The 5,615-nt window shown below is 74.8% G+C and carries 6 protein-coding genes and 1 pseudogene; 4 read left to right on the top strand and 3 right to left on the bottom strand.

Going from position 1 to position 5,615, the window contains the following annotated elements:
* The coding region (locus tag K6I34_RS30265; protein WP_229330794.1) for an SDR family oxidoreductase at positions 1 to 757 on the bottom strand (757 nt) is incomplete at its 3' end.
* A 1-nt stretch (position 758) separates the two neighbouring features.
* The gene (locus K6I34_RS30260) at positions 759 to 1,547 is read right to left on the bottom strand and encodes an SDR family oxidoreductase (protein WP_229330792.1); all 789 of its coding nucleotides are present in this window, start codon (positions 1,545 to 1,547) and stop codon (positions 759 to 761) included.
* Between the two features lie 79 nt (positions 1,548 to 1,626).
* On the opposite strand from K6I34_RS30260, the gene K6I34_RS30255 reads away from it, so the two are divergent.
* The 4 genes from K6I34_RS30255 to K6I34_RS30240 are packed head-to-tail and all read left to right on the top strand — an operon-like array spanning position 1,627 to position 5,046.
* On the top strand, positions 1,627 to 2,370 hold the full coding sequence (locus tag K6I34_RS30255; protein ID WP_229330790.1) for an enoyl-CoA hydratase family protein: 744 nt from the start codon (positions 1,627 to 1,629) through the stop codon (positions 2,368 to 2,370).
* Positions 2,367 to 3,239: a CoA transferase subunit A gene (locus tag K6I34_RS30250; protein WP_229330788.1), complete on the top strand. Its 873-nt coding sequence runs from the start codon at positions 2,367 to 2,369 to the stop codon at positions 3,237 to 3,239. Before K6I34_RS30255 ends, K6I34_RS30250 begins: the two co-directional genes overlap by 4 nt.
* Positions 3,236 to 4,000, top strand: coding sequence for a CoA-transferase subunit beta (locus K6I34_RS30245; protein ID WP_229330787.1), 765 nt, complete (start codon positions 3,236 to 3,238; stop codon positions 3,998 to 4,000). The genes K6I34_RS30250 and K6I34_RS30245 overlap by 4 nt, the downstream gene beginning before the upstream one ends.
* Positions 3,997 to 5,046, top strand: coding sequence for a nitronate monooxygenase family protein (locus tag K6I34_RS30240; RefSeq protein WP_229330785.1), 1,050 nt, complete (start codon positions 3,997 to 3,999; stop codon positions 5,044 to 5,046). Before K6I34_RS30245 ends, K6I34_RS30240 begins: the two co-directional genes overlap by 4 nt.
* Positions 5,047 to 5,053: 7 nt before the next feature.
* On the opposite strand, the pseudogene K6I34_RS30235 reads toward K6I34_RS30240, so the two are convergent.
* Positions 5,054 to 5,615: pseudogene (locus K6I34_RS30235) on the bottom strand (acetyl-CoA C-acetyltransferase); the annotation flags it as partial.

Genomic DNA, 5,615 nt, shown 5'->3' with positions numbered 1-5,615 from the left:
CCCCCGCGGAGGCCGCGGAGGCCAGCCAGACCACCACCGGTGAGACGTTCTCCGGCGCCATGGCGTCGAAGCCACCCGGAGCAGCCGGCGGGGCCATCGCCTCGGGGAACACCCCCTCCGTCATGCGCGTCCGCGCCGCCGGTGCGATCGCGTTGACCTGTACCCCGTACCGGCCCAGTTCCGCCGCGGCCACCAGCGTCAGCCCCACGATCCCGGCCTTCGCGGCGGCGTAGTTCGCCTGGCCCACACTCCCGAGCAAACCCGCCCCGGAGGTCGTGTGGACGACCCGGGCCGCCTCCGGTCGCCGCCCGGCCTTCGTCTCGGCGCGCCAGTGGGCCGCCGCGTGGCGCAGCGGCAGGAAGTGGCCTTTGAGGTGGACGCGTATCACCGCGTCCCAGTCGTCCTCGCCGAGGTTGACGAGCATGCGGTCGCGCAGGAACCCGGCGTTGCTGACGAGCGCGTCGAGTCGGCCGTAGCGTTCCAGGGCCGTGGCGACGAGCGACGCGGCGCCTTCCTCCGTGGCGATGTCGCCGTCGTGGGCCACGGCCTCGCCGCCGCGCGCGGTGATCTCGTCGGCGACCTGCCGGGCCGGACCGGCGGAGCGGCCCGCGCCGTCGCGGCCGACGCCCAGGTCGTTGACGACGACCCGTGCTCCCTCCGCCGCCAGGGCGAGCGCGTGCGCGCGGCCGAGGCCGCGCCCCGCGCCGGTGACGACGGCGACGCGGCCCGCGCAGATCCCGGTGCTGCCGAAAGGCATCTCACCCCTCCTTGTCGTGGATGACGTCGTGACCGGCGTTCGCGGCGTCGAGGAAGGCCGGGCGTTCGCCGCCGCCGTGGACGAGCAGGCTCGCGCCGGTGATGTAGGAGGCGGCGGGGGACGCGAGGAAGACGGCCGCGGCGCCGATCTCGTCCGGCTCGGCCAGGCGGCCCGCGGGCACCGTGCGGGCGACGGCGGCGACGCCGTCCGCGTCGCCGTAGTGCAGACGTGCCGCGGCGGTGCGGACCATGCCGAGGACGAGGGTGTTGACCCTGACCTCGGGTGCCCATTCAACGGCCATGCTGCGGGCGAGGTGGTCGAGGCCGGCCTTGGCCGCGCCGTAGGCGGCGGTGCCGGGCGAGGGCCGGGTGCCGCTCACACTGCCGATCATCAGGACACAGCCGCCCCCGGCCTGCCTTCGCATGATCCGGTGGGCGGCGAGCGAGGCCGTGAGCGGTGCGACGAGGTTGAGGCCGAGGATGCGGGCGTGGCGTTCGTCCGCGCCGTCGCCGAGGCGCTGGAAGGGGGTTCCTCCGGCGTTGTTGACCAGGACGTCGAGCCGTCCGTGCTCCTCCTCGACGCGTGCGAAGAAGGCCCGTACGCCGTCGGGGTCCCGCAGGTCGACGGGGAGGAAGCGGGCGGTGCCGCGCCCGGTGGCGACGGGCCGTTCCGGCGGTCTGCGGGCGCAGACGAGCACCCGCGCGCCGGTGTCGAGGAAGGCCCGTGCGATGCCCGCGCCGACGCCGCGCGTCCCGCCGGTGACGACGACCACCCGTGCGCTGCCGCCCACTTCGCCTCTCCCGTCGTCGCCGGTCCGCTGCTACCTTGCGACCTAACAAACGTTTGGTGGAAAGGTAGCGGATCCGCCGATGAGTGTCTCCACCTCCCGCCACGGAACCGCCGTCGCGGTCGTCACCGTGGACTTCCCTCCCGTCAACGCCCTTCCCTCACGCGGCTGGTACGACATCGCGGCGGCCGTCCGCGCGGCGGGCGGCGATCCCGCGGTGCGCTGCGTCGTCCTGGCCGCCGCCGGGCGCGGCTTCAGCGCCGGTGTCGACCTCAAGGAGATCCACCGGGACCCCCTGGCGCTGGTCGCCGTCAACCACGCCTGTGCCACGGCCTTTTCCGCGGTGTACGACTGCGAGGTGCCGGTCGTGGCCGCCGTGCACGGCTTCTGCCTCGGCGGCGGTGTGGGGCTGGCGGGGAACGCGGACGCGGTCGTCGCCTCCGAGGACGCCACCTTCGGCCTGCCCGAGCTGGACCGGGGCGCCCTCGGCGCCGCCACCCATCTGGCACGACTGGTGCCGCAGCACCTGATGCGCACGCTGTACTTCACCTCCCGGACGGTCACCGCGCGGGAGCTGCACGGGCACGGGTCCGTGTGGCGGGTCGTACCGTGCGAGGAACTGCTCGACGCCGCACTGGAGTTGGCGCGCGAGATCGCCGCCAAGGACGGCACGCTGCTGCGCATGGCGAAGGCGGCACTGAACGGCATCGACCCGGTCGACGTCCACCGCGGCTACCGCTACGAGCAGGGGTTCACCTTCCAGGCCGCGCTCAGCGGCGTCGCGGACCGCCGCCGCGCGGCCTTCTTCGAGGGGCGGGAGACATGACCGCCGACAAGAGGATGACCGCCGACGAGGCGGTGGCCCGGCTGGCCGACGGGATGACCGTCGGCATCGGCGGCTGGGGCTCGCGCCGCAAGCCGATGGCCCTGGTGCGGGCCCTGCTGCGGTCGGACGTCACCGATCTGACGGTCGTGTCGTGCGGCGGCCCGGACGTGGGCCTGCTGGCGGCGGCGGGGCGCGTCCGCAGGCTCGTCGCACCCTTCGTGACGCTGGACTCGATCCCGCTCGAACCGCACTACCGCGCGGCCCGGGAACACGGCGCGTTCGAGCTGACGGAACTGGACGAGGCGATGTTCCTGTGGGGGCTGACGGCCGCCGCGCATCGGCTGCCGTTCCTGCCCGTACGGGCCGGGCTGGGGTCGGACGTGATGACGGTCAACCCCGGCCTGCGGACCGTCACCTCGCCGTACGAGGACGGCGAGGAGCTCGTCGCGGTGCCCGCGCTGACGCTGGACGCCGCGCTGGTCCACCTCAACCGGGCGGACCGGCGCGGCAACGCCCAGTACCTGGGCCCGGAACCCTATCTGGACGACCTGTTCTGCGAGGCCGCACGGGAGGCGTACGTGTCCTGCGAACGGATCGTGGAGACCGGGGAGTTCGCCCGCGACGGCGGGCCGCAGACCCTGCTGGTGCAGCGGCACCGCGTGACCGGTGTCGTCGAGGCGCCGGGCGGCGCGCACTTCACCTCCTGCGCGCCCGACTACGACCGCGACGAGGTCTTCCAGGCGGCGTACGCGAAGGCGGCCGCCGACCCGGGGGCCTGGCGGGAATTCGCGGACCGCTTCCTGACCGGAGACGAGGACGCCTACCGGGCGGCGGTCGCGGACTTCGGCGGAGCAGGGGCGCCGGCATGACGGCGGCCGCACGCGCGACCCGTGCGGAGGTGTGCGTCGTGGCGTGCGCGGAGGCGTGGCGCGGCGACGGGGAGATCCTCGCGAGCCCCATGGGCACGGTGCCGACGCTCGGCGCGCGGCTGGCGCGGCTCACGTTCTCGCCCGACCTGCTGCTGACGGACGGCGAGGCGCTGCTGATGGCCGATGTGCCGCCGCTGGGGGAACGGCCCGCCGCCGTCGAGGGCTGGCTGCCGTTCCGCCGCCATCTCGCGCTGGTCACCGGCGGCAGGCGGCACGTGATGATGGGCGCGAGCCAGCTCGACCGGTACGGCAACCAGAACATCGCGTGCGTCGGCGACTGGCAGCGCCCGTCCCGGCAGCTCCTGGGGGTACGTGGAGCTCCCGTCAACACCCTCAACAACCCGACGAGTTACTGGATCCCCCGGCACTCCCCCCGGGTGCTGGTCGAGCGGGTCGACATGGTCTGCGGCGTCGGCCACGACCGGGCGAGGGCCGCGGGCCCCTCCGCCTCCCGCTTCCACCGGATCGTACGGGTCGTCACCGATCTGGCGGTGCTCGACTTCGAGAGCCCGGACCGCACGATGCGGGTGCGCTCCCTGCACCCCGGTGTGACCGCCGAGCGGCTGAAGGCGGCGACGGGCTTCCCGCTGGACGTCCCGGACGGCACGCCGCCCACCCGTACCCCGACCGCCGAAGAGCTGCGGATCGTCCGGGAGGTCCTCGACCCCGGCGGCCTCCGGGACCGCGAGGTACGGGCATGAGGACCGCGCTCACCGAGCTGACGGGGGTGCGGCACCCGGTCGTCCAGACCGGCATGGGCTGGGTGGCGGGCCCGCGGCTGGTATCGGCGACGGCGAACGCCGGGGCCCTGGGCATCCTCGCCTCCGCCACCATGACGGTCGATCAGCTCCGCGCCGCGATCCGGGAGGTGCGGTCGCGGACGGACCGTCCGTTCGGGGTGAACCTCCGCGCGGACGCCGTGGACGCGGCCGAACGCGTGGCGGTCGTCGTCGAGGAGGGGGTGCGGGTCGCCTCGTTCGCGCTGGCGCCCTCGCGGGAGCTGATCGCCCGGCTCAAGGACGCCGGTGTCGTCGTCCTCCCCTCGGTGGGCGCCCGGCGCCACGCCGAGAAGGTGGCCGCGTGGGGCGCGGACGCGGTGGTGGTGCAGGGCGGCGAGGGCGGCGGGCACACGGGCGCGGTGGCCACGACGGTGCTGCTGCCGCAGGTGGTGGACGCGGTCGGCATACCCGTCGTGGCGGCGGGCGGCTTCCACGACGGGCGCGGGCTCGCCGCGGCCCTGGCGTTCGGGGCGGCCGGGGTGGCGATGGGCACCCGCTTCCTGCTGACGTCCGACAGCACGGTGCCGGACGCGGTGAAGGCCGTGTACCTGGCCGCGGGGGTCGGGGACGTGACGGTCACGGCGAAGGTCGACGGGCTGCCCCACCGGATGCTGCGCACGCCCTTCGTCACGGCGCTCGAACGGTCGGGGCGCGCCGCCGCGTTCGTCAGGGCCCTGCGGCACGCCGCCGCGTTCCGCGAGGTGTCGGGCCTGGGCGCGGCGCGGCTGCTGCGCGAGGGGCTGGTCATGCGGCGCGCCCGGGACCTGACCTGGAGTCAGGTGCTGCTGGCGGCGAACACCCCGATGCTGCTCAGGGCCGCGATGGTGGAGGGCCGTACGGACCTCGGGGTGATGGCGTCGGGGCAGGTCGCCGGGGTCATCGACGACCTGCCGTCGTGCGCGGAGCTGGTGGAGCGGGTGGTACGGGAGGCGGAGGAGATACTGCGGGCACTGGCGACGGTCGCCTGACGGCGCCTCAGAGCCGTTCGACGATCGTCACGTTGGCCTGGCCGCCGCCCTCGCACATGGTCTGGAGGCCGTAGCGGCCGCCGGTGCGCTCCAGTTCGTGCAGGAGGGTGGTGAGCAGTTTGGCGCCGGTGGCCCCGAGGGGGTGGCCGAGCGCGAGGGCGCCCCCGTTGACGTTGACGCGGGCGGGGTCGGCGCCGGTCTCCCGGAGCCAGGCCAGGACCACGGAGGCGAACGCCTCGTTGATCTCGACCAGGTCGATGTCGTCGATCGTCATCCCGGCCCTCTTGAGCGCGTGGGCGGTGGCCGGAATGGGCGCGGACAGCATGCGGATGGGGTCCTCGCCACGTACGGAGAGGTGGTGGACACGGGCGCGCGGGGTGAGGCCGTGGTCGCGCAGGGCCCGTTCGCTCGCGACGAGGACGGCGGCCGCACCGTCGGAGACCTGGGAGGAGAGCGCCGCCGTGACCGTGCCCCCGGGCAGCACCGGCCGGAGCGCGGCCATCTTCGCCAGGGTGGTGTCCCGGCGCGGTCCCTCGTCGGCCGTCACGCTTCCCAGGGGGACGAGTTCG

Origin of the sequence: Streptomyces sp. UNOC14_S4 (assembly GCF_020740835.1) — a bacterium.
Lineage (GTDB): Bacteria > Actinomycetota > Actinomycetes > Streptomycetales > Streptomycetaceae > Streptomyces.
Note: the sequence above shows the minus strand (reverse complement) of the source record. Positions and strands in the feature narration are given on the sequence as shown.